Genomic DNA, 22,503 nt, shown 5'->3' on the forward strand with positions numbered 1-22,503 from the left:
ATTAATGAATTAATTCGTGTGTCACTAAGTATTGATGTTGCCTTACAAGTAAGGTCTTTGATTTTTTTGAAATCACATCAACAATAAGTGTCCACACAGATTGTTTGATTAAATTGTTAAAGAGCGTGCCTTTCGGCGAGGATAAGAGTTTGACTTGCGTCGTTCCCGTTTCCGTGGATGCGCATTATAGAGATCGGAACTATGTTGGCAAGCATTAATTACTGTTTTTTTGCCCCAAGGGCGCCGACTGCTCAATTAACAAACAAACACCAGCAGAACAGTTTGTTTTTCGAACAATCCCGAATTTATTAAATAAAAAAAGCAATAAAATTTAGCAGATCTATTTGCTCATATACAAAAAAGGTCTGCAAAGTTAACTTTGCAGACCTTTTTTGTCAGCAGGAGCTGAATCTCAAATCACTTTACCCAGGCTTACGCTTCAGCTTGATGTTCCAAATAAGCAAATGCCGTTAACAATGCTTGTTCCTGAAACTGTTTTAAACCAACTTCACGCGCGTCAGGTCTAACTTGTGCTTTAGACAGACCTTCTTTGATATAAGCCGAAGACAGAACCAGCACCTTCAATTCAGACATCAGCTGCAGAGCACCTTCAATTTTAAAACTTAAAGGTTTACCTGCATATTTGCCTTTTAAATCACGCTGTTTGATCACAACGGTATCAACTTTGTAATCTTTCATTAACTGTGCAAAGTCAAACTGGAACTTTTTAAGCGGCTCAGTATTAATCGCATCTGCTAAGCTTAATTTAGCCGCACGTACTTTAGGGACATCATATAAACCATCTTTTAACTGTATTATGCTGATAACCGCTTCGTTACCTGTTAACTCTACACCACAAACTCTCATGAAAATCCCCTTATTTTAGATGGCCTGCATTATATAGCAGCTTTTATTAATTAAAAGCTGCTATTTAGTTTCAGAAACAAAAAAGCCTTAATAAAAAATTAAGGCTTGCAGATAATTAGGATTATAGAGCAGTTCGTTTAAGCTGACTGGTGTAATTTTAAATTAATCATACGAATTGTTGCACCTATACCTGCTAATACCTGATTGGCGTTTACCCCGCGTGTTGCAATCTGGCCTTCCCCATCGGCCCAGGTAACAGTACATTCGGTTAATGCACTGGTTTGACCGCCCGGCGGAATACGAAGCTGATAATCAAGCAGTTCAGGAAACTGGAAGTTTTCTTTATCTAAGACTTTTTTCATCGCACAGATAAATGCATCAAAACCACCATTACCACTGCCGCTGGTTTTATAAATGTTGTCATTAACACGTACGCGAATACTGACTGTTGATTCCAGCTCTAACCCGGAGTTAATTGAACAGTTTAAAAGCTCAACATAGTTATAATCATTACGCTCTAATAAATCGGCAATAATAAACGGCAGATCATCTGCGCTGATAGTGGCTTTCTGATCGCCTAAACGTACAATGCGCTGCAGCAGTTTCAGCTGCTGATCGGCATCAAGTTCAATATCCATCGCTTCCAGATTTTTGGCCAGTGAAGCTTTACCGCTCATTTTGCCTAGAGCATAACTGCGTGAGCGGGCAAAACGTTCCGGAGTTAATGCAGAAATATATAAGCCGCCTTTTTTATCTCCATCAGCATGGATACCACTGGTCTGAGTAAAGACATCAGCACCGACTATCGGCGTATTATCTGCAATACGTTTACCGGAAAAATTCTCTACTAACTGACTTAAGTTATGAATTTCACTTTCATCAATATTAACCTGTCTGCCTAGTTTATCTTTTAACACAACAGCAACTTCAGTCAGTGATGCATTACCAGCGCGTTCGCCTAAGCAGTTCATTGTGCAGTGTATTGCACAGACCCCCGCTTTAACTGCGTAAACAGCATTCGCAGTTGCCAGACCGTAATCATTGTGCGGATGGAAATCAAACTGCAGATCTGGGAAACGTTTTACCATGTCACTTAAACTGTCGAATACTTCATCGGGAGACATAACACCTAATGTATCAGGCAGCATAAAATGGGCAATACCGCTGTCCTGAAGTTTCTCAAGCATATCGTAAACATATTCCGGGCTGTCTTTATAACCGTTTGACCAGTCTTCAAGGTAGATATTAACGCTTAACCCCTGTGACTGCGCATATTCAATCGTTTGTTTTACATCTTTAATATGTTCATCAAGTGTTTTCCCTAATTGTTCCGTGCAATGTTTTAAACTGCCCTTTGACAGTAAATTTAATACCTTACCGCCGGTATCAACAATCCAGTCAACGCTTAATGTATGATCAACAAAACCTAATACTTCAATGCGTTCCAGCAGACCTTCCTTCAACGCCCAGTTGTTAAGCTTGGTCACTGCATCTTTCTCACCTTCAGAAACACGAGCAGAAGCGACTTCAATACGGTCAATTTTTAGTTTTTGTAATAATGCTTTACCAATACTGACTTTTTCAGCGGGAGAGAAAGAAACCGCCTGGGTCTGCTCACCATCACGCAAGGTCGTATCCATTAACTGTATTATGCTCTGTTGTGCCATTCCCTTACTCCACTTTTTACCCTGTTTTTAAAAGCTTATTGTGATGATACCAAATCCACTAATTTTCTATTCATTTATGCTTGTTAAAATGGACGCTAGCTTCGTTCTTGATTTTGCAATTAGAACAACTATTTACTGCAATCAACGCCTTGCTTTCATCCATTTTTCCTACGCCTAAATAGACCACCTAATTAATGGAATTGGTATAAGCGGTTCTCATTACAATACGTTTTCGATAAAAAAGGCGCAACAAGTGCGCCTTTTCGCAAATTAATCTAAATTATGCGCTAGGCCATAACCAAGGTAATTTCTTCTTGTTTGCTTGTTCAAACTGAGCAATTTTATCTTCGTGCTTAAGTGTCCAGGCAATATCATCTAAACCGTCAAGTAATGACTCTTTGCGGAAGGCATCAACGTCAAAGTTGATTTCAATACCGCCGGGTGTCGTTACTTTTTGTGCTTCAAGGTCAACAGTGAACTCAACACCTTCATCGGCTTTGATTTCAGCCATTAATGCGGCTAATTCATCGTCACTAACTTTAATTGGTAAAATACTGTTTTTGAAACAGTTACTGAAAAATATATCAGCAAAACTTGTTGAAATAATAGTATTAAAACCATAGTCAGCGATTGCCCATGGAGCATGTTCACGTGATGAGCCGCAGCCGAAGTTTTCACCGGCAACTAAAATTTTAGCGCCTTGGAAAGCTGGTTTATTCAGCTCAAAATCAGGATCTGGTGTTACGTTATCAGCAAGGAAACGCCAGTTATGGAAAAGATGAATACCAAAACCTGTACGCTCAACTTTTTTCATAAAGTTCTTAGGAATGATCTGGTCAGTATCAACGTTACTACGATCCATCAGGGCCGCGATACTTGTATGTTTAATATATGGTTGCATTATCTAATTCCTATTTCCAGTCACGAATATCAACGAATCGGCCTGCGATTGATGCGGCGCCGGCCATAGCAGGAGAAACAAGGTGAGTACGACCACCTTTACCTTGACGACCTTCGAAGTTACGGTTTGAAGTAGATGCACTACGCTGACCGTCTTTTAATTCATCACCATTCATTGCTAGACACATTGAACAGCCCGGATCACGCCACTCCCAGCCGGCTTCAACAAAGATCTTATCTAAACCTTCTTTTTCCGCCTGCAGTTTAACCGGGAAAGAACCAGGTACAGCAATCGCCTGTACACCGTCCGCTACTTTTTTGCCTTTAATTACTTCAGCTGCAGCACGGAAATCTTCAATACGGCCGTTAGTACAAGAGCCGACAAATACAATATCAATATTGATATCAGTGATTTTTTGGCCTGCTTGAATATCCATATATTTAAGTGCACTTGCACACGCCTGCGCTTTTACTTCATTATCAAAATCAGATGGAGACGGTACTACACCTGTTACAGAGATAACCTGCTCAGGAGATGTCCCCCAGGAAACTTGCGGTGCGATATCTTCAGCTTTAAGCGTGATCACTTCATCAAACTCTGCGCCTTCATCAGTTTTCATTGACTCCCAATATGCTACAGCCTGCTCCCAGTACTCAGCTTTAGGTGCGAATTCACGACCTTCCAGGTAATCATAAGTAACTTGGTCAGGAGCAACCAGGCCTGCACGAGCACCCGCTTCAATCGCCATGTTACAAAGGGTCATACGGCCTTCCATGGTTAGATCAGTGATTGTGTCACCAGCAAACTCCATTACATAACCTGTACCACCAGCTGTACCCGTTACAGCAATGATTGCTAGTGCAATATCTTTAGCCGTTGAGTAAGCAGGCAGCTTACCTTCAACTTTAACTAACATGGTTTTTGCTTTCTTCTGTTGTAACGTTTGTGTTGCCATAACGTGTTCAACTTCAGATGTACCAATACCAAATGCTAACGCACCAAATGCACCGTGTGTTGCTGTATGGCTGTCACCACAAACAACAACCATACCCGGGTGAACAAAACCATGTTCAGGTACAACAATATGGATAACACCATTTTGATCACTGTCCATACCGTAGAGATTAATATCATTCTCAGCACAGTTAGAAGTCATAGTTTCAACTTGTTTTTTCGCAATAGCATCAACAATGTTGTAACGATCTTTTGTCGGTACACAGTGGTCAATTGTACCAAGAATGCTGTGTACGTTACGTACTTGACGATTTTGTAGACGAAGACCTTCAAACGCCTGCGGGCTTGTTACTTCGTGCATCAGATGTCTGTCAACAAACAGAAGCGGAGATCCTGATTCTGGTTCATGAACCAGATTCGCGTCCCAGATTTTTTCATACATTGTTTTAGTCATTATTTTCCTTACCACGCTATATGCTTTTTGCTGTTACAATCTATCGTCCTTTGATAGAAACCAAATGAGAATCATTCTCAGAGACAGGTTGTTTGGGGATTTCAAAAATAACATACTAATTGATCCCCATCAATCTCACAAGACAGCGGCGGAAAAATCATCATCAAAAAACGATTATTTATTCACTTAACAGCAAATATTATGCAAACGAGTAGAATTACAATTAAACACTGAAGTAATTAATAATTAAAAACCTAGCTGCTGTTAATATGAATGGATGATTTTCAATAAATTCCGTAAGATAGAAGCATACATCAACATATTTCTCAGGAGTATCCAATGCAATTTGAAATAATAACAACACAAGCACAATTGCATGCTTTTCTGGTAACACTCGACGATAGTCCTATCTCGCTTGATACAGAGTTCGTACGTACCCGTACCTATGTGGCTAACCTCGGCTTACTGCAGGTTTCACAGAATAAGATAATAACTTTAATTGATCCCATTGCTGTTGGTGATCTGTCTGCTTTCTGGCAGGCCCTTGATAATAAAACATGTATATTACATGCCAGCAGTGAAGATCTGGAAATTGTCCGCCAGCATAAAGGTGATCTCAATATTAAACTCTATGATACACAGATTGCCTGTGCATTTTTAAACTTAGGCGCCTCTCTGGGTTACGCAAAAATGGTTGAAAACATAAAGGGTATTATTGTTGATAAAGGAGAGTCTCGTACCGACTGGTGCGCACGTCCTTTAACCCCCAAACAGATAAACTATGCAGCGGCGGATGTGCTGCATCTGCAGCCGTGCCTGGAAGAACTTCAAAAGCAGCTTGCCGATAAAAAGATGACCGACTTTTTCGAGCAGGAGTGTCAAAGCACGCTGGATCTTAAAATGAAAAAACAGGATCCGGATAAGGCTTATAAATCACTGAATAATTTATTTAAACTGGACCGACAAGGTTTAGCGGTAATTAAAGCCTTAGCAACATGGCGCCTGCTGACGGCTCAGGAGCGCAACCTGGCACTCAATTTTGTGATTAAAGCGGATCACTTATGGTTATTAGCACATTATCGTCCAACGTCACTTGAAGATCTGCGCCGTTTAAACTTATTACCCAATGAAATTCGTATTCATGGACAGCAGGTGCTGCATATCATCGCAACGGTATTAAATCAAAATGAAGACAGTTACCCGGAGCTTATTTCACGCCTGGTGGATTTCCCTGCTTATAAGAAAACCCTTAAAGCGATGCGCGATAAAATAACTGTATGTGCTGAAAAATATGACTTACCCGTTGAATTAATCGCATCTAAACGGGTTATTAACGAATATTTAAGCTGGTTATGGAAGCTTGATGCAGAGCAGAAGAATACAGCAGAAAAACCAAAACTTCTGACCGGCTGGCGGTTTGAGCTGATCGGACATCAATTCGAGCATTAGTAATGCATTAAATACGGTTCAACAGATGCGTACAACTCTGTATATATTCTTATTTAAATAAAAGCATAATGGTTATGTCTAGTTCTGAATCCTGGTTACAAAGCTGCAAAATCTATCTTGAAAAACGTGTTGCCATTTTATTTTTTTTCGGCTTCTCAGCGGGTCTGCCTATTCTGCTGGTCTTTTCAACGCTGTCTTTCTGGTTAAGAGAAGCTGGAGTAAGCCGCGCCAGTATTGGTTTTTTCAGCTGGATTGCACTCGCTTATGCTTTTAAATGGATCTGGTCGCCTTTTGTTGACCGCTTATCCATCCCGGCATTAACCCGCCTCTTAGGCCGGCGGCGTGCGTGGTTATTGTTATCGCAGATTTCGATTACCCTGGCCTTAATTGGTATGGCGACCAGTGATCCGCAGCAGAATTTAACTCTGTTTGCAGTTTTTGCATTGATTGTTGCCTACTCCTCTGCCACCCAGGATATTGTTATTGACGCATTCCGCATTGAATCTGCTCCTGAGAAATTCCAGGCGGCCATGGCTGCGGCTTATATGACCGGATACCGCCTGGCGATGATTACGGCAGGTGCCGGCTCACTGGCCATTGCAGCCTGGGTAAGCGACAGTGAGGCTTATCAACTGTCTGCCTGGTCCATGTCCTATTTTGTTATGGCAGCCTGTATGGGGGTGGGCATTATCACCACTTTTATCTGTCATGAGCCTGTTTATCATGATCAGCAGACAGAAGTTAAAAAACAGATCCAGAGCAAACTCGAGCATCAGCATCTACCGCAGGCTATTGCGCGCTTTTTAGCCTGGCTGGATATCGCTGTTATTGCGCCTTTTGCAGATTTTTTCAACCGTTACGGCAGACATGCACTGCTGATTTTATTATTAATCGGTACTTATCGGATTTCAGATATAGTCATGGGCATTATGGCGAATCCGTTTTATGTTGATATGGGGTACACTAAAGGAGAAGTAGCGGCCATTTCCAAAGTATTCGGCGTGGCTATGACCCTGTTAGGTGCCGGTCTCGGAGGGATTTTATTAACCCGTTACAGTACTTATTCAATACTGTTTCTCGGTGCGTTACTGGTCGTTATTACCAACTTGATTTTTGCCGTATTAGCCTTTGTCGGTAAAGATCTTGTTTTGCTAACTGTGATTATCTCAATGGATAATATTAGTGCCGGTATTGCCACCACAGCTTTTATTACTTATATCTCCAAGCTCACCAATATTGAGTTCTCAGCAACTCAATATGCATTATTCAGCTCAATGATGCTGCTGTTTCCAAAATTTATCGCCGGATTTTCCGGAGTCTATGTAGACAGTTTTGGTTATGTGAATTTTTTTGTCGGATCTGCACTTATCGGTCTACCCGTTCTGGGGTTAATTGTTTTACTCAAAAAAATTATTGAAGAATAAACTAAGCAGGTAAGGTGCAGGAGCTTTGCCTCATAGAGAGGCAAAGTGCATTAATTACAGTTCAAGTTCGAGTATGCGCTGATTGTTCTCTTCATACTCTTCTCTAGCAGCAGTGATTTCACCAAGCACATTATTTACATCCATTACTTTATTAGACTCTGTAAATTTACCGCTTAAAACCGTGTTACTGGTTAATAAGCCGGCTTCATATAATGCCCAGATTTCCTGGCCATAACGGCTGCCGCGTAACTGCGGTGCAAATTGAGAATAATAACTAGTCATATTATTTACATCACGCAGCAGCATGCGTTTGGCATTATTGTTAGCGGCGGCATCAACAGCCTGCGGCAAGTCTATGATCACCGGCCCCCACTCATCAACCAGTACATTAAATTCCGATAAATCTCCGTGGATAATACCAACATCTAACATACGTACGATGTAATTCATTATTTCCAGATGATCTTCTAAAGCCTGCTCTTCTGACATGGAAACATCATTAAGACGCGGAGCAGCAAAGCCCTCTTCATCGGTGATCAGGTCCATCAGCAGCACACCTTCAAAACAGCCGTAAGGCTGCGGAACACGTACACCGGCATCCGCGAGTTTATAAAGCGCTTCAACTTCAGCATTCTGCCAGATCTCTTCCTGCTGCTCGCGTCCGAATTTTGAGCCTTTTTCCATTGCGCGAGCACGCCGGCCGTTACGAACTTTACGTCCTTCATTGTATAAAACAGCCTGCTTAAAACTGCGCTTAGCGGCTTCTTTATATACTTTGGCACAGCGGACATTTTCACCGCACTGCACCACATAAACTGTTGCTTCTTTGCCGCTCATCAACTGGCGTAATACGCTGTCGACTAAGCCGTCATCAACCAGAGGTTGTATTCTTTTAGGTATTTTCATACTGCGGTTATACATTATATTGAAAGAATAATAAACACTGATTGAATATTGACACTTCTAATATGTATTAAGCGCACTCTTAAGTGTTTTAATATTCTCTGCATCTGTGACATTTATACTCAGGAATTCAGGCAGTTTTCCACATGCTGTAATTGTTTTCATATGGCTGGCCCGCAGCTTTTTCCCCGACAAATGTACTTCACTGATCCCGGTTTCTTTTACTACTGTTCCCACATTATCACTATTAATACCTGCTCCTGCCATAACAGACAAGCGCCCTTCACACTGCTTTACCATCTGTTTGATAACAGCCCGGCCGTCATAGGCATTATCAGCAAGACCCGAGGTTAAAATACGCTCGCAGCCGGCAGTTAAGATTGTTTCAACCGCGCTGTGAACATCACTGCAGCAGTCTATAGCACGATGAAATGTTACCCCTAAACCTTTTGATTCACGCATCAGGCTGCTGAGAATATCTTTGTCGATCTGTGCATCTTCATTGAGTACTCCGAAAACAACCCCTTGAACGCCAAGTGAACGGGCGCTATGGATCTCTTTAAGCATCATTTCTACTTCAAAGCTGGAATATAAAAAATCACCGTCTCTGGGGCGTATCATGGTATAAACAGGGATCGATGCATGTTTCACTGCCAGTTCAATCAGACCAGAACTTGGTGTCAGCCCGCCAAGAGCCAGAGAACTGCACAACTCAATGCGCCCTGCGCCGGACCTTTGCGCTGTAAATAAAGACTCAATATTATCAATACACACTTCTACATTAATCATATGTTCTCTCTTTTTATCAAACAGTTAAAAAAAAACCACCCATTAAGGGTGGTTTATATCTTATATTACATGCCGGTAAAAGCCTTACCGGAAAAAATTTTTATCACTGCATCGTAAATGTATTATGGTCCGGTACTGATCTCTTCACTTTCAGCCGCTTCACCCTGCATAATCATGATCTCAACACGGCGATTTCTGCGTCGTTCCGATCTGGTTTTATTTGCAGTCAGAGGTTTGCTGTTTGCATATCCTACAACAACTAGTTTCTTATCACTAATAGCATCTACCTTAAGCATTTCATGAGCAACGGAAACAGCACGCTGTGCAGACAGATCCCAGTTGGAGCGATACAGTTCTGACTGTACCTGTTCATTATCGGTATGACCTGAGATAGTAATAACACCGGGGACATCAGCTAAAATCTTTGCGACCTTTTTTATGATCGGACGAAAACGCGGCTGCAGAAACGCAGATCCCGATGGAAATGCGCCTTTTTCTCGAACTCTAATAATCAGCTGCTGTCCAAGCGCTTCAATCTCAATAGCGCCGTCTTCAATTTCCTCTCTTAATTCCTGCGCAACTTTTTTTGCGAGTCCGTGCTGTGCTGAGATCCCTGGAACTGGGTTAAAGTCTTCTAACTGTGTTTCTTGAGATTCACTGGCTTTCTCCTGTACTGGAGCTTCCTCTTTCTGACCTTCCGCATCTGATTCTGAGGATGTATTTACTGCTTGAGCCTCAGTTTCCTGCGGCGTGGCAACTTTACGAACTTTTACATTCTCCTGTCCGCCAACCCTGCTCGTTTCTCCCTCTTGAAAGTCCAGCTTAGCTTTGGTTATCTCTATGGTCTGCTGCATAATAACTTCAATCGGAGTGGGTTCAGGTTTACCAGGCCGGAATTCCTGCGCGATAACCGAGGTTCCCTTGGGAATGTCTTTTACTTCCAGCATCGACTGCACACCAAAAGCATATTTCATTGAACCGGCAATCTGTTTAAATTTAAGTACATCCATTTCCGAAAACGAAAGCAGTAAAACAAAGAAGCACATTAACAGCGACATTAAGTCGGCAAATGTTCCCATCCAGGCCGGCAGTCCCTCGGGCGGGCATTTGCATTCTTCTTCAGCCATTACTATTCACCACCTTCACCGGTTGTTTCAATCTCTCGTTTTGATTCCGGCAGATAGTTACGCAATACCCCTTCAATAACACGCGGGTTCTGACCGTCCTGGATACCTAAAACAGCATCAAGAATAAGACTGCGGTTAAGTTTTTCTTCCGATGCCCGCAGTTTAAGCTTGTCTGAAATAGGTATGGCAACCATATTAGCAATGATTGCGCCGTATAGTGTGGTTAACAATGCAACCGCCATTGCCGGCCCGATTGATTTGGGGTCATCCATATTTGAAAGCATCGCAACCAGGCCGACCAGTGTGCCTATCATGCCCATTGCAGGTGCAACATCACCAAGCTGTTTAAAAATATCGGCTCCCACTTCATGACGTTCGGAGGTTAAGCGGATATCATTTTCAAGTGTCGCCCGCACCACATCCGCATCATGCCCGTCCACCAGCATATCAACTCCCTTCTGCATAAAGGGGTTACTGATCTCAGCCTCTTCCAAAGCAAGAAAGCCGCCTTTTCGAGCTGCATCAGCCATTTCCACAGATTTAGCAATTAACTCAACGGGTAAATCGGTTTTAAACATAAAGGCTTTCATGGCAATTTTTACGGCACCTAGGAATTGCCCGAGGTTGTACTTCATCATCACCACAAAAAATGAGCCGCCGAATACGATTAATATTGATGTGACATCAACAAACATATCAATGGTGCCGCCCATCAACATTGCCATAATTACAAAACCAAAAGCACCGAGTATTCCGACAAGTGTTGCTAAATCCACAAAACATTCCTTTAAAATAACATCTTAAATAAACTAACTTCCTATTAACTGCAAAGTATAGCGTTTTCTTTTTAGATTGCAGTTAAACATTTATCATTTAAAACAAGGTTTTTACCTTCATTCTGAATCAGCTCACAACTTCACTGTTTAGAAATTATTTATCAATGGATAGTTTGACTTATTGCCAGCTCACGGTACTCTTGAAAAAAATTTATTAAAGAGAATCAAAGATGGCGTTAAAAAAACCTGAAAATATGCTTTACGAAGAAGCAACTGCTGAATTGGAGAATATTGTCAGCCATTTAGAAGAGGGTGATTTACCCCTGGAAGATGCTTTAAAACAGTTTGAACGGGGTATTTCTCTGGCCAGAAGCAACAGCCAGAAACTGCACAACGCTCAGCAGCAGGTCAGTATATTAATGCAGCAGGATGCTCAGTCTCCACTTCAGGAATTTAATGATTAGTCACAATTAGCTGCACTGCGGGCTTTATTCACTGCAGCTTCATTATTTACCGGAATATACTGATACCCAGTCCTTCTCATTAGACTTAAGTTACAGAATAATAAACATCTATGAAACAGATAACCGATACACTTGCGCAATACCAGAAACGTGTTAATACACAGTTAACTTCTTATATCGATATTAAGTCCCCTATTTCCGGAGAACTTAATAAAGCGATGGCCTACGGCGCTTTATTAGGCGGCAAACGCGTTCGTCCTTTTTTAGTTTATGCGGTAGGTGAAATGCTCGGCACTTCTCTAAAAAACCTGGATCCGCTCGCCTGTGCTGTTGAATGTATCCATGCCTATTCATTAATTCATGATGACCTGCCGGCAATGGATGATGATGATCTGCGCCGCGGTCAAAAAACCTGTCATAAAGAATTTGATGAAGCAACTGCTATTTTAGCCGGTGATGCGCTGCAGACTCTGGCTTTTGATATTCTCTCCATGCCTAATCAGGAGCTGGATGCATCAACGCAGATTAAAATGATTAACCGCCTGGCAAAAGCTTCAGGCGATCATGGTATGTGTGCGGGTCAGGCATTAGATTTAGCGGCAGAAAATAAACAGGTAGCTCTGCACACTCTGGAAACCATCCACGGGGCAAAAACTGGCGCCTTAATACAAGCCGCAGTCGAACTTGCGGCTTTAAGTAAACCCGGCCTTGCAGCTGAACATATGGCGCTGTTAAATACATTTGCAGCTTCAATAGGTTTAGCTTTCCAGGTTCAGGATGATATTTTAGATGTGACCAGTGATACCGAAACACTGGGCAAACCGCAGGGATCTGATATCGCACTAAATAAATCGACCTACCCGGCACTGCTCGGTTTAGAACAAGCAGCTGAAAAAGCACAAAATCTTTATCAAGAAGCACTTCATGCTTTATCACAATTACCTTATAATACCGAGTTACTTGAACTGTTTTCTCAATATATCATCAAACGAGACAGATAAATTTTAATACTCTTTCTTCACTGCTGAATGACAGATTCAGCAGTTTCTCTTTATTGTATTTATAAACGCGACAAATAATTATGCCCTTGGATTTAAAAAACTACCCGTTACTTGCAAACATCAATTACCCGGAAGATCTGCGCTTATTGAAAAAAGAACAGCTCCCCGAATTATGTGATGAATTACGCCGATTTTTATTAAACAGCGTCAGCAAGACCAGCGGGCATTTAGCTTCAGGGCTGGGTGTTGTAGAGCTGACTGTCGCTCTGCACTATGTTTATCACACCCCTTTTGACCATCTTATTTTTGATGTCGGCCATCAGGCATACCCGCATAAAATCTTGACCGGACGCCGCGATCAGATGGGCAGTATTCGAACATATAAAGGTCTGCACCCGTTCCCGTGGCGCGAAGAGAGTGAATACGATGTATTAAGCGTCGGCCACTCTTCTACTTCTATTGGTGCGGCATTAGGCATGTCTATTGCCGCAGAAAAAGAACAGCTGGGGCGTAAGGTTGTTGCTGTTATCGGTGATGGTGCAATTACTGCCGGAATGGCCTTTGAAGCTTTAAACCACGCAGGCGCACTGCACAACGATATGCTGGTTGTCCTTAATGATAATGAGATGTCAATTTCTGAAAATGTCGGCGCACTGAACAATCATTTGGCAAAAATCCTTTCCGGCGATCTTTATACGCAGCTGCGCGAAGGCGGTAAGAAAGTACTTTCGAATATTCCACCGATTAAAGAGTTAGCTAAGCGCACGGAAGAACATCTTAAAGGCATGGTTTCACCGGCAACTATCTTTGAAGAGTTCGGTTTTAATTATATCGGCCCGATGGACGGTCATAATGTCGTTGATCTGGTTGAAACTCTGCGTAATATGCGCGCCCATAGCGGTCCGCAGTTTCTGCATATTATGACCAAAAAAGGTAAAGGTTATAAGCAGGCAGAACTGGATCCTATTCGTTACCATGCCGTGCCTAAATTTACACCGGATCAGGATCTTCCTAAAGCGGCGGCCGGTTCGCCTACTTTTTCACAAGTGTTCGGCGAATGGCTCAACGATATGGCCGATCAGGATAAAAAACTAACCGCTATCACACCAGCTATGCGCGAAGGCTCCGGTATGGTGGAGTTTTCTAAACGCCATCCGGATAAATATTATGATGTGGCGATTGCCGAACAGCATGCGGTGACGCTGGCGGCAGGTATGTCCATTGCGGGATTAAATCCAGTTGTTGCTATCTATTCAAGTTTTTTACAGCGCGCCTACGATCAGGTTATTCATGACGTTGCTATTCAAAACCAGGGGGTGTTATTCGCTATCGACAGAGCAGGTATTGTTGGTGCCGATGGTCCTACTCACCAGGGAGCCTATGATTTAAGCTTTTTACGCTGTGTTCCCAATATGGTAGTGATGACGCCTTCCGATGAACAGGAGTGTCGTGACATGCTGTACACAGGCCACCAGCTTAACTGCCCGGCGGCCGTTCGTTATCCGCGCGGAACCGGTACTGGAATTGAAATCAACAAACAGATGACTGAACTGACTATAGGTAAAGCCAAAGTAATTAGAGAAGGAGAAACCCTGGCTGTTTTATGCTTTGGTACTTTATTACAGCAGGCCAAAGCAGCGGCCGAAAAGCTTAATGCCACTCTGGTCGATATGCGTTTTGTTAAACCGCTTGATACCGTATTACTGGATCAGCTGGCTGCGACACACAGCCGTTTTGTTACCATTGAAGAGAACAGCATTGCCGGTGGTGCAGGCTCAGGCGTTAATGAATACTTTATGGCTGAAAAAATCAATGTACCGGTATTAAATATCGGTCTGCCTGACGAGTTTGTTGAACAAGGTACGCAGCAGGAAATCTATCAACTGCTGGGCTTAGACAGTGACGGTATTGAGCAGCAGATAAATCACTACTTCAGCTGATTATTTAATTCTCTGCAGTTTATGCCGGTAAGGAATAACGTTAACAGTCAAGGTATTAAACTGCGGATAAATCACTACTTCAGCTGATTATTTAACTATCTGCAGTTTATGCCGGTAAGGAATACCGTTAACAGTCAAGGTATTGAGCTGCAGATAAATAACTATTTCGGCTGATTATTTAACTATCTGCAGCTTCTGCCGGTAAGGGATACCGTTAACAGTCAAGGTATTGAGCTGCAGATAAATATCTATTTCGGCTGATTATTTAACTATCTGCAGCTTCTGCCAGTAAGGGATACCGTTAACAGAAAATATATCCTTGAGGTTATATTTTCTGTCTGCCGCCCAGACTTTGTTTTTAGAAAACAGCGGGATAATACGGTGCGACTGCTGCGTTTTGTCAAAAAATACCGCCTGCGACTGCAGAGAATCTTCAAGCCCTGCACCTGCAAATAACTCTCTGAAATAAACTGACAGATAACTGTCAGTAAATAAATTCTGGTAAATATTATCACGGTCCATTAAAGCGGTCTGCCACATAGACAAGCTGAAGTCATAGCTTGACAGCTGCTTGTTCCACTCATCAACACTGTTAACTTCTGTTGTATTAAGCTTAATTCCAACCCTTCTCATCATATTCGTTAATGCCTGAACAACCTGCTCTATACTGCCGCTGTTATCTGCCATTACCAGCAGGGTTAATTGTTCCGGCATATCTATTTTACTGAGCAGGGACTTGGATTGTTTTACATCATATGCAGGCAGCTGCGGATTAGGTAAAGGTTCAATGCTGTTTTGTAAAGGTCTGAAAACGGTACTGATACTGCCCATACCATGAAGAATATGTTTAAGCATGCCCTCTTGATTAATCGCTAGATGAAGTGCATTTCTCGCTGTCCTGCGTTTAAGAACGGGACTTTTATTCTCATTTATAGTGAAAAAAAGCGCATTGGATGAAGCAGCCTGCACCAATAATTTTGACTTGGAAATATCGACACTGGTGACGCTTTCACTGGCGATTGATGCACTGATATCAACATCGTCTGCGAATAGTGCGAACAGCCGTGAGGCGGCAGATCTTACCTTAATAAAATTAAGCTCTGCTAACGGCGCTTTCTCCTGCCAGTATTTTTCATTACGGAGCACTTTCAGATGTAAGGCCGGATTATACTCTTTGATCATATAAGGGCCGGTGCCGGATATCGGCTGGTTATTAACCGGAGCGGTCAACATGCTCTGCTTAACCGTCAGATCATGTTGAGGCACACTGTAGAATTTAGAATCAAGCACAAAAAAGTGAGTTAAATAATCCAGCAGCTGCGCTGTAGACAAGGTGCTGTAGATATCAAAAGCAGAGCTGTTAACACGTTTGATGGAGGTTATATCTGCAAAAAAAAGTCTAGACTGCTCCTGCTTATTAATCTCGGCAAATGTCCAGATCACATCACTGCTGCTGAGTTTATTACCCGAGTGAAATTTAATGTTCTTTTTTAAATAAAAACGAGTGATCCCGGGTTTTACCCTTTTCCACTTTCTTAATAAGCGTCGTTCTAACTGCTGGTTTTTCCCCCAGCGCACTAACGGGTCAAAAAACAGATGACTAAACTGAAGAGCAGGAGGAGAAACTGCATAGGGTGAAAAATAGACTGGTATATTATCAACAGCAATATTAACCGCATCGGATGAAGCTGTATCTGCTCTGTTTTGTGCAGAGCAGAATAATGACACTGACAGTAATATCAGCATCACAAAAGCCCTGCAGTAAGACAAATACTGTTTCATCCGTTAGCCGTAAAAATAGATCAGCAGCTGCAGTACAATACCTGCAAAGACACCGGCTACAATATCATCAATCATAATACCTAGACCGCCGTGCACTTTTTTATCTAACCAGGAAATCGGATAAGGTTTTAAAATATCAAAAAAGCGGAACAGGATAAAACCGACAATTGCCCACTGTATGCTGAACGGTACCATCACCATGGTTATCCAGTAACCGACAAATTCATCCCATACAATGGCTTTATGATCATGTACACCTAAATCCCGGCTGGTTACATGACAGATCCAAAAACCCAGCAGACTGCTGACAACCAGAACTGCGACATATACCGGCAGCGATAAAAACGACATAAGATAATAAAACGGAATAGCGGCAGCCGTACCGAATGTACCCGGCGCTTTATCTGCTAAACCGCTGCCGAAACCTACGGCTGCTAGATGGACTGGATTACTGAGTTTTAAACCTTTTAAATCATCACGTTTCATAATACTAATTTTGACCTTTAAAATGATCCCATCCCTGGAGAGAGAAATAGACTGCTTTATTGTCTTTAAATAATTGAATTAACGGCAGCTGCGGCTGCATAACAGAGCCTATCACAGAAACAGCTGGAATTTTAACTGCACTTTTTTCTATAAGCTGATTCAGCTGCTCAAGATTAGCAGTGCTGATGGTAAAGAGTAATTCGTAATCGTCTCCTCCGGTTAAAGCATACTGCTCAGCCTGATGTTCACTGATAGAGCCGCACTGTATTTCCTGATACATTAATTCTGAAAGCGGCAGCTTATCTATATCCAGCCTGGCGGCGCAACTGGAGGACTTTAAAATATGCTTTAAGTCCTGAGTCAAACCGTCAGAAATATCCATGCAGGAGGAAGCTAAACTGCGCAGTAAAATGCCTAGTTCAATACGGGGTTCAGTCAGCTCCAGGGCATCAATAAAGTACTGCCTGTTTTCCGGTCGGCATTCATCTAAGCTGCAGGCCAGCCCCAGTGCCCCATTACCTAATGAACTGGAAACACAAATAAGATCACCTGCTTGAGCGGTACTGCGCTGCAGTGCCAGACCGCGGGGCACAAGACCTTTTACCGATACGGTTATGGATAACGGGCCTTTAGTGGTATCACCACCGACCAGCTGCACATTATGTTTATCCGCCAGTTCAAAAAAACCACGCGAAAACTCTGCCAGCCACTGGGCATTATCAGCAGGTAATTTATTTTCAGGCAGCGTGATCGCCAGTGAAATCCACTTCGGCACCGCGCCCATTGCGGCTAAATCACTAAGGTTTACCGCAAGTGACTTATAACCTAAACGGTACGGATCTACATCGGCAAAAAAATGGATATCACAAACCAGACTGTCGGTGGTAACCGCCAGCTGATAACCATCTGGAATATCTAAAACGGCACAGTCATCACCAATACCGATCGCCACACCGCTGTTTTCTGTCCCGCAGCCGCGTTTAAAATAGTGATCAATCAGATCAAATTCGCTTAAGCTCATTTACGCTTGAGCTTTAAGGTGCGTTTTGCCGGTGCGCTTTTATCGTCAGCACTTGTACTATTTTTATTCACAAATATTTTTTTCGATGCACGCGGGTTATTCTGCTTATTCAAGCCGCGCGGACGGGCATTTTCAGGATTGCGTTTTGCTTTCGGCTGCGCAGTATTCACGGCAGTTTTAGAAGAACAAGAAACCGCCCGGTTGATTTCAGCCATTTCCTTTTCAGTTAAATTACGCCATTGTCCCGGTTTCAATTTATCTAAAGTCACCTTCATAATACGCGTACGCTTGAGCTTGGTCACTTCATAACCGAGGTATTCACACATACGGCGGATCTGACGATTCAAACCTTGAGTTAAGATAATGCTGAATACAAAGCGACTCTGCACTTTGACCGTGCAGGGCTCAGTGATGGTATCTAGAATCGGTACACCGCGCTGCATGCGCTCCACAAAACGTTCACTCAGGGGTTTATCTACTGTGACTAAATATTCTTTATCATGAGCATTTTCTGCACGCAGAATTTTATTAACGATATCACCGTCGCTGGTTAAAAAGATTAAACCTTCAGAAGGTTTATCCAGACGGCCGATTGGAAAAATACGCTGTTTATGACCGATGGCATCAATAATATTGCCGTACACATCACGTTCAGTAGTACAAGTAATACCAATGGGTTTGTTATAAGCGATATAGATACGGTCTGACTTATTTTCTGCAATGGCATTAATACGCTTGCCGTTAACAAAAACCTCATCTCCCGGCTGAACTTTTGTGCCGAGCTCCGGTATCTGACCGTTTATTTTAACGCGATTTTGTTCAATTAATTTGTCCGCTTCTCGGCGGGAGCAAAAACCTGAATCACTGATAAATTTATTCAGGCGCTTTTCACTACTTGTGTTCACAATATTATCCCATTTGAATCGTTTTATACCCAAGCTGCTTGAGTATATGCGCGCATATTAAAGCATAATGAGCGCTTCAACGGAAACGTTACTCTCTCTGATAATTAAAATTACAGATGTACCTGTTTAAACAAGTAAAAATGTGCCGCAGTAAAGGAGAGTTAATGATAAAAAAAGAAAATATCTACAAGGATTGCTCTGCTAATAAAACAAAAGGTGTTCATGGGGGCGGCGAGTACCATCAGCTGAGAAAACAGCCTAAACAACGGTGCAGCCTGCTGAGTAATAATGCTAAAACCAATACCGCCTCAAAAGGCGGTATAAGTAACATAACTTAATCTTTTGCTTGTCTATTTTCAGCAGCCTGTTCGGCCCGCCACAAAATTACCTTACACTGAGTGCAGGCATGATAGTATTTTGTATTATCAGGGTTTTCTTTCTCTGATTTTAACAAACGCTCAACCATTTCCGTTGCACCGCAATAACAGCAGCATAACTGCCCTTCCTCATTATGGGATTTTTCCTGCTGTTCATATTCATTTAACAGAGGCAGACTTTCCCAGTCGGTTTTACGGGCAGGTCTATTACGGATTAAAACGAAATAAATTACAGCGATGATCGCAAACAGGATCAGATATTCAGTCATGATTTTCCTTAACGAAATAGTTTTCTATTAAACAAATTTGAGTGAAGCATACGGCATTTCAAAAACAAGCAGTTTGATCATATCCCTATATTTCTAAATCACAGTATATACGAATCCCATTCGTCACCCTTAATAGCAATTTTCAGACAAAAAAAAAGCTTCACTATTAATAGTGAAGCTTTTTCTTGAATTGGTGCCCGGAGACGGACTTGAACCGTCACGCTCAGAAAGCGAGGGATTTTAAATCCCTTGTGTCTACCAATTCCACCACCCGGGCGGTTGTTTGACTGTTGCCAAACAAGTGAAGCGCATTGTATAGAATTTTTATTCAACTTCAAGTACTCAACAACAAAATGTTGAGTAAAACTTTCCGACTGCTGAAAAATAATACTATCCGCCGATTAGATAAGCAGTTTTAAACAAAAGGCTTTAACTATTCAGTCAAAAGCCTTTGATTTCTATTGCAGCTGACCACTACGCAGGTTTAACTACAGAGTCGTCGAGATTAATCTGCTCATCAATACCTTTAACAGAATTAGTTTCTGCACCATGCATCCAGTCAATTAATTTATTAGACATAAGCAGTAAAAGAACACCGGCAACTGTCGCGGTAATTGCGATACCGGCAAAGATCTGCATTGGCCCCGTTTCACCCACATGCGAGCCGATAATACCCGCCACAAAGTTAGCAAGCGCATTAAAGGTAAACCATACACCCATTAATAGAGACGCTAAGCGCAGCGGTGCTAATTTAGTTACCATAGATAGACCGATCGGCGATAAGCACAGCTCGCCTAAAGTATGAAAAAAGTAAGCACCAACCAGCCACAACATAGAGGTTTTGACTGTTACATCCCCCCCCTGCTCATAAACCGCACCGATCATAAACAGGAAACCGATAGCCAGCATAAATAAACCTAAAGCAAATTTAACCGGAGAATTCGGCTCTTTAGGCCCAAGCTTGATCCAGAACATTGCCAGAATAGGTGCAAAAACAATAACAAAAAACGGATTTAATGACTGAAACCAGGTTGCCGGTACTTCAAAGCCGCCGATCATGCGGTTGGTGTATTCCTGCGAGAATATATTCATCAAACCACCAGCCTGCTCAAAGCCGGCCCAGAAGAAGACCACAAACATTCCCATGATCATTATTACTTTCATACGATCACGTTCAATTTTCGTTAAAGGCTCTTTTTTACCCGATGCATTGCGTTCCGCATCAATGTGTGCTGCTGGACGCAGACCAACATCGCCCAGCAGGCGTTTAGCAAAAATAGACTGGGTAACAAGACTGATAATCATACCGATACCAGCAGTCAGGAACCCCGCTTTCCAGCCGTACACTGCAGATGCAGATCCGGCAACAATACCCGCCAGCAGCGATCCTAGGTTTATACCCATGTAAAAAATTGTAAATGCACCATCTCGGCGGTTGTCACCTTCCTGATATAAATCACCTAACATGGTTGATACATTAGGTTTAAATAAACCGTTGCCGATAATAAGCAGTGACAAGCCTAAATAAAAACTAAGCAGAACAGACTCTCCAAGAAAGCTGTTAGGCAGCGCCAGGGTAAACTGTCCGACCGCCATTAATGCACCGCCAATCATCAGCGCTTTACGCTGGCCGATAAAATTATCTGCAACCCAGCCGCCGATCAGCGGCGTAAAATAAACCAGCCCGGTATAAATACCGTATAAACTCAGCGCATCCTGTGTAGACCAGCCAAGACCGCCGTTCATTGTTTTATCGGTTAAATATAAAACCAGAATACCGCGCATCGCATAATAGGAAAAACGTTCCCACAGTTCTGTGCCAAAGAGTAAAAACAACCCCTTCGGATGCCCCATTAAAGTATCACTATTAGAATTATTCATAATATTTTTTAATCATCTTATATGTCCATTTATTTCGACCTATATATATAAAGCAATCGTTTATCAGCTTCAATCCTCCAATCTGCGTATAAAACTAGGTTGACTTTGATTTTGTTTTTTAAATGACAACAAGATAGAAATGTGGAAATTGTAATTTTAAGAAGAATAATGCAGATATATTGTTTTATATTTTTTTACATTTTAAATACATAAAGTCGAATTTGTTACAAATTATAACTCTTATAATGCCCCTATCACAAAGCCTCAGGCTTAAACCTCCATCGCACATGAATGATATATAAACGACTAATGATTAAAACAAAAGCGAAATACAAGACAAGTATAATGATTTTTCTAGTTCCTTATTTTACTGCGCAAAAAAAACACAAACAGCAGTTCCACCCCATTACGTTAACGTCAAGTTAAAAAACATATGCAATGTTAAATGAGCTCGCTGAATATTTAACAAGGCTGTTTTGTTAAAATGTATTTATTTAGATAAAAAAATGCCTCATTCAGTGTTTTTTTTACTAATTTCTGTTTATCTGTCATTAGCCATTACGACAGACAAATATTTGTAATTGACAAAAATTTGCCAATTTTAATTGCTGATTATTTTCAATCACAATATAAAAACAGAAGTCAGTACTCTCCTGGTGTACACAAAGCAGCATTTACCGTACAAATAAAACACAACAAACTCCTGTGATGATCCGCTGTTCATGTTAATAATTCAGATTATCTGCCGTTATTTACTTACATAGTTCGACACTATAACTTGCAATTAGCGGTACAAAACAAAAAAATAAGAAGCCTTTATAGGAGAAAAAAAGAACGTTTTATTGATGTTATTATTTACAACCAGAGCAGGATTACAATAAGACAGGAATTTTTTTGAATTTATACCAATTCCATTAATTAGGTGATCTATTTAGGCGTAGGAAAAATGAATGAAAGCAAGGCATTGATTGCAGTAACTAGTTGTTCTAATTACAAAATCAATAACGAAGTTAGCATTCATTTTAACCAGCATAAATGAATAGAAAATTAGTGGATTTGGTATTAT

20 protein-coding genes and 1 tRNA gene are annotated in these 22,503 nt (G+C 41.7%); 6 read left to right on the forward strand and 15 right to left on the reverse strand.

Annotated features, from left to right (window positions below; genetic code table 11):
- Nucleotides 1-432 precede the first annotated feature (432 nt).
- The 4 genes from G337_RS0116460 to leuC all read right to left on the reverse strand — a co-directional run bounded on the left by G337_RS0116460 (nucleotide 433) and on the right by leuC (nucleotide 4,843).
- Nucleotides 433-867 (reverse strand): DUF3010 family protein, encoded by a 435-nt coding sequence (locus G337_RS0116460; protein ID WP_028864876.1) that lies wholly within the window; start codon nucleotides 865-867, stop codon nucleotides 433-435.
- A gap of 137 nt (nucleotides 868-1,004) precedes the next feature.
- Complete coding sequence (locus G337_RS0116465) at nucleotides 1,005-2,534, reverse strand: alpha-isopropylmalate synthase regulatory domain-containing protein (protein WP_028864877.1); 1,530 nt, start codon at nucleotides 2,532-2,534, stop codon at nucleotides 1,005-1,007.
- A gap of 280 nt (nucleotides 2,535-2,814) precedes the next feature.
- Nucleotides 2,815-3,435, reverse strand: a complete 621-nt coding sequence (leuD, locus tag G337_RS0116470) for a 3-isopropylmalate dehydratase small subunit (protein ID WP_028864878.1) — start codon at nucleotides 3,433-3,435, stop codon at nucleotides 2,815-2,817.
- 10 nt (nucleotides 3,436-3,445) lie between these two features.
- Nucleotides 3,446-4,843: a 3-isopropylmalate dehydratase large subunit gene (leuC, locus tag G337_RS0116475; protein ID WP_028864879.1), complete on the reverse strand. Its 1,398-nt coding sequence runs from the start codon at nucleotides 4,841-4,843 to the stop codon at nucleotides 3,446-3,448.
- A 339-nt stretch (nucleotides 4,844-5,182) separates the two neighbouring features.
- Here leuC and rnd point away from each other — a divergent pair, with 339 nt between their 5' ends.
- Both rnd and G337_RS0116485 read left to right on the forward strand, forming a co-directional pair.
- Nucleotides 5,183-6,292, forward strand: a complete 1,110-nt coding sequence (rnd, locus tag G337_RS0116480) for a ribonuclease D (protein WP_028864880.1) — start codon at nucleotides 5,183-5,185, stop codon at nucleotides 6,290-6,292.
- Nucleotides 6,293-6,366: 74 nt separating this feature from the next.
- Nucleotides 6,367-7,716 carry an AmpG family muropeptide MFS transporter gene (locus G337_RS0116485; RefSeq protein WP_157619347.1) on the forward strand — a complete coding sequence of 450 codons (1,350 nt, stop codon included), beginning with the start codon at nucleotides 6,367-6,369 and terminating at the stop codon, nucleotides 7,714-7,716.
- 54 nt (nucleotides 7,717-7,770) lie between these two features.
- On the opposite strand, the gene G337_RS0116490 is transcribed toward G337_RS0116485, so the two are convergent.
- The 4 genes from G337_RS0116490 to pomA form a co-directional block, all read right to left on the reverse strand.
- Complete coding sequence (locus G337_RS0116490; RefSeq protein ID WP_028864882.1) at nucleotides 7,771-8,622, reverse strand: PA4780 family RIO1-like protein kinase; 852 nt, start codon at nucleotides 8,620-8,622, stop codon at nucleotides 7,771-7,773.
- 57 nt (nucleotides 8,623-8,679) lie between these two features.
- The gene (locus tag G337_RS0116495; protein ID WP_028864883.1) at nucleotides 8,680-9,408 is read right to left on the reverse strand and encodes a copper homeostasis protein CutC; all 729 of its coding nucleotides are present in this window, start codon (nucleotides 9,406-9,408) and stop codon (nucleotides 8,680-8,682) included.
- Nucleotides 9,409-9,530: 122 nt separating this feature from the next.
- Nucleotides 9,531-10,535, reverse strand: coding sequence for a flagellar motor protein MotB (locus G337_RS0116505; RefSeq protein WP_028864884.1), 1,005 nt, complete (start codon nucleotides 10,533-10,535; stop codon nucleotides 9,531-9,533).
- A 2-nt stretch (nucleotides 10,536-10,537) separates the two neighbouring features.
- Nucleotides 10,538-11,311, reverse strand: a complete 774-nt coding sequence (gene pomA, locus G337_RS0116510; protein ID WP_028864885.1) for a flagellar motor protein PomA — start codon at nucleotides 11,309-11,311, stop codon at nucleotides 10,538-10,540.
- 230 nt (nucleotides 11,312-11,541) lie between these two features.
- Between pomA and xseB the strand changes: the two genes are divergently transcribed.
- The 3 genes from xseB to dxs all read left to right on the forward strand — a co-directional run bounded on the left by xseB (nucleotide 11,542) and on the right by dxs (nucleotide 14,716).
- On the forward strand, nucleotides 11,542-11,775 hold the full coding sequence (gene xseB, locus G337_RS0116515; RefSeq protein ID WP_028864886.1) for an exodeoxyribonuclease VII small subunit: 234 nt from the start codon (nucleotides 11,542-11,544) through the stop codon (nucleotides 11,773-11,775).
- A 110-nt stretch (nucleotides 11,776-11,885) separates the two neighbouring features.
- Nucleotides 11,886-12,776, forward strand: coding sequence for a (2E,6E)-farnesyl diphosphate synthase (gene ispA / locus G337_RS0116520; protein ID WP_037027749.1), 891 nt, complete (start codon nucleotides 11,886-11,888; stop codon nucleotides 12,774-12,776).
- An 80-nt stretch (nucleotides 12,777-12,856) separates the two neighbouring features.
- The gene (gene dxs / locus G337_RS0116525; RefSeq protein WP_028864888.1) at nucleotides 12,857-14,716 is read left to right on the forward strand and encodes a 1-deoxy-D-xylulose-5-phosphate synthase; all 1,860 of its coding nucleotides are present in this window, start codon (nucleotides 12,857-12,859) and stop codon (nucleotides 14,714-14,716) included.
- A 261-nt stretch (nucleotides 14,717-14,977) separates the two neighbouring features.
- Here dxs and G337_RS0116530 read toward each other — a convergent pair whose 3' ends face one another.
- The 4 genes from G337_RS0116530 to rluF are packed head-to-tail and all read right to left on the reverse strand — an operon-like array spanning nucleotide 14,978 to nucleotide 18,910.
- The gene (locus G337_RS0116530) at nucleotides 14,978-16,462 is read right to left on the reverse strand and encodes an ABC transporter substrate-binding protein (protein ID WP_169719633.1); all 1,485 of its coding nucleotides are present in this window, start codon (nucleotides 16,460-16,462) and stop codon (nucleotides 14,978-14,980) included.
- A 39-nt stretch (nucleotides 16,463-16,501) separates the two neighbouring features.
- Complete coding sequence (locus G337_RS0116535; RefSeq protein ID WP_211235817.1) at nucleotides 16,502-16,984, reverse strand: phosphatidylglycerophosphatase A family protein; 483 nt, start codon at nucleotides 16,982-16,984, stop codon at nucleotides 16,502-16,504.
- A gap of 4 nt (nucleotides 16,985-16,988) precedes the next feature.
- Nucleotides 16,989-18,005 (reverse strand): thiamine-phosphate kinase, encoded by a 1,017-nt coding sequence (gene thiL, locus G337_RS0116540; protein WP_028864891.1) that lies wholly within the window; start codon nucleotides 18,003-18,005, stop codon nucleotides 16,989-16,991.
- A complete protein-coding gene (rluF, locus tag G337_RS0116545; protein ID WP_037027752.1) occupies nucleotides 18,002-18,910 on the reverse strand; it encodes a 23S rRNA pseudouridine(2604) synthase RluF in 909 nt (302 codons plus the stop codon). Before rluF ends, thiL begins: the two co-directional genes overlap by 4 nt.
- A 164-nt stretch (nucleotides 18,911-19,074) precedes the next feature.
- Here rluF and G337_RS28675 point away from each other — a divergent pair, with 164 nt between their 5' ends.
- Nucleotides 19,075-19,248, forward strand: a complete 174-nt coding sequence (locus G337_RS28675) for a hypothetical protein (protein ID WP_157619349.1) — start codon at nucleotides 19,075-19,077, stop codon at nucleotides 19,246-19,248.
- Here G337_RS28675 and G337_RS0116555 read toward each other — a convergent pair.
- The 3 genes from G337_RS0116555 to G337_RS0116565 form a co-directional block, all read right to left on the reverse strand.
- Entirely contained in the window at nucleotides 19,245-19,556 is a 312-nt protein-coding gene (locus tag G337_RS0116555) for a hypothetical protein (RefSeq protein WP_028864893.1), read from the reverse strand. The genes G337_RS28675 and G337_RS0116555 overlap by 4 nt on opposite strands.
- Before the next feature lie 191 nt (nucleotides 19,557-19,747).
- A tRNA-Leu gene (locus G337_RS0116560) sits at nucleotides 19,748-19,833 on the reverse strand.
- Nucleotides 19,834-20,030: 197 nt separating this feature from the next.
- Complete coding sequence (locus G337_RS0116565) at nucleotides 20,031-21,437, reverse strand: peptide MFS transporter (protein ID WP_028864894.1); 1,407 nt, start codon at nucleotides 21,435-21,437, stop codon at nucleotides 20,031-20,033.
- Nucleotides 21,438-22,503: the final 1,066 nt, after the last annotated feature.

It is taken from the genome of Psychromonas aquimarina ATCC BAA-1526 (assembly GCF_000428725.1).
GTDB classification, from domain to species: domain Bacteria; phylum Pseudomonadota; class Gammaproteobacteria; order Enterobacterales; family Psychromonadaceae; genus Psychromonas; species Psychromonas aquimarina.

Excerpts from the sequence above, each read along its gene's own strand:
- G337_RS0116460 (WP_028864876.1), bottom strand. The coding sequence starts at position 867 with ATGAGAGTTTGTGGTGTAGAGTTAACAGGTAACGAAGCGGTTATCAGC.
- leuD (WP_028864878.1), bottom strand. The coding sequence starts at position 3,435 with ATGCAACCATATATTAAACATACAAGTATCGCGGCCCTGATGGATCGT.
- G337_RS0116530 (WP_169719633.1), bottom strand. The coding sequence starts at position 16,462 with ATGCTGATATTACTGTCAGTGTCATTATTCTGCTCTGCACAAAACAGA.
- G337_RS0116555 (WP_028864893.1), bottom strand. The coding sequence starts at position 19,556 with ATGACTGAATATCTGATCCTGTTTGCGATCATCGCTGTAATTTATTTC.
- G337_RS28675 (WP_157619349.1), top strand. The coding sequence starts at position 19,075 with ATGATAAAAAAAGAAAATATCTACAAGGATTGCTCTGCTAATAAAACA.
- ispA (WP_037027749.1), top strand. The coding sequence starts at position 11,886 with ATGAAACAGATAACCGATACACTTGCGCAATACCAGAAACGTGTTAAT.
- G337_RS0116505 (WP_028864884.1), bottom strand. The coding sequence starts at position 10,535 with ATGGCTGAAGAAGAATGCAAATGCCCGCCCGAGGGACTGCCGGCCTGG.
- thiL (WP_028864891.1), bottom strand. The coding sequence starts at position 18,005 with ATGAGCTTAAGCGAATTTGATCTGATTGATCACTATTTTAAACGCGGC.
- dxs (WP_028864888.1), top strand. The coding sequence starts at position 12,857 with ATGCCCTTGGATTTAAAAAACTACCCGTTACTTGCAAACATCAATTAC.
- G337_RS0116465 (WP_028864877.1), bottom strand. The coding sequence starts at position 2,534 with ATGGCACAACAGAGCATAATACAGTTAATGGATACGACCTTGCGTGAT.
- G337_RS0116490 (WP_028864882.1), bottom strand. The coding sequence starts at position 8,622 with ATGAAAATACCTAAAAGAATACAACCTCTGGTTGATGACGGCTTAGTC.
- G337_RS0116495 (WP_028864883.1), bottom strand. The coding sequence starts at position 9,408 with ATGATTAATGTAGAAGTGTGTATTGATAATATTGAGTCTTTATTTACA.
- G337_RS0116535 (WP_211235817.1), bottom strand. The coding sequence starts at position 16,984 with ATGAAACGTGATGATTTAAAAGGTTTAAAACTCAGTAATCCAGTCCAT.
- G337_RS0116565 (WP_028864894.1), bottom strand. The coding sequence starts at position 21,437 with ATGAATAATTCTAATAGTGATACTTTAATGGGGCATCCGAAGGGGTTG.
- leuC (WP_028864879.1), bottom strand. The coding sequence starts at position 4,843 with ATGACTAAAACAATGTATGAAAAAATCTGGGACGCGAATCTGGTTCAT.
- xseB (WP_028864886.1), top strand. The coding sequence starts at position 11,542 with ATGGCGTTAAAAAAACCTGAAAATATGCTTTACGAAGAAGCAACTGCT.
- G337_RS0116485 (WP_157619347.1), top strand. The coding sequence starts at position 6,367 with ATGTCTAGTTCTGAATCCTGGTTACAAAGCTGCAAAATCTATCTTGAA.
- rnd (WP_028864880.1), top strand. The coding sequence starts at position 5,183 with ATGCAATTTGAAATAATAACAACACAAGCACAATTGCATGCTTTTCTG.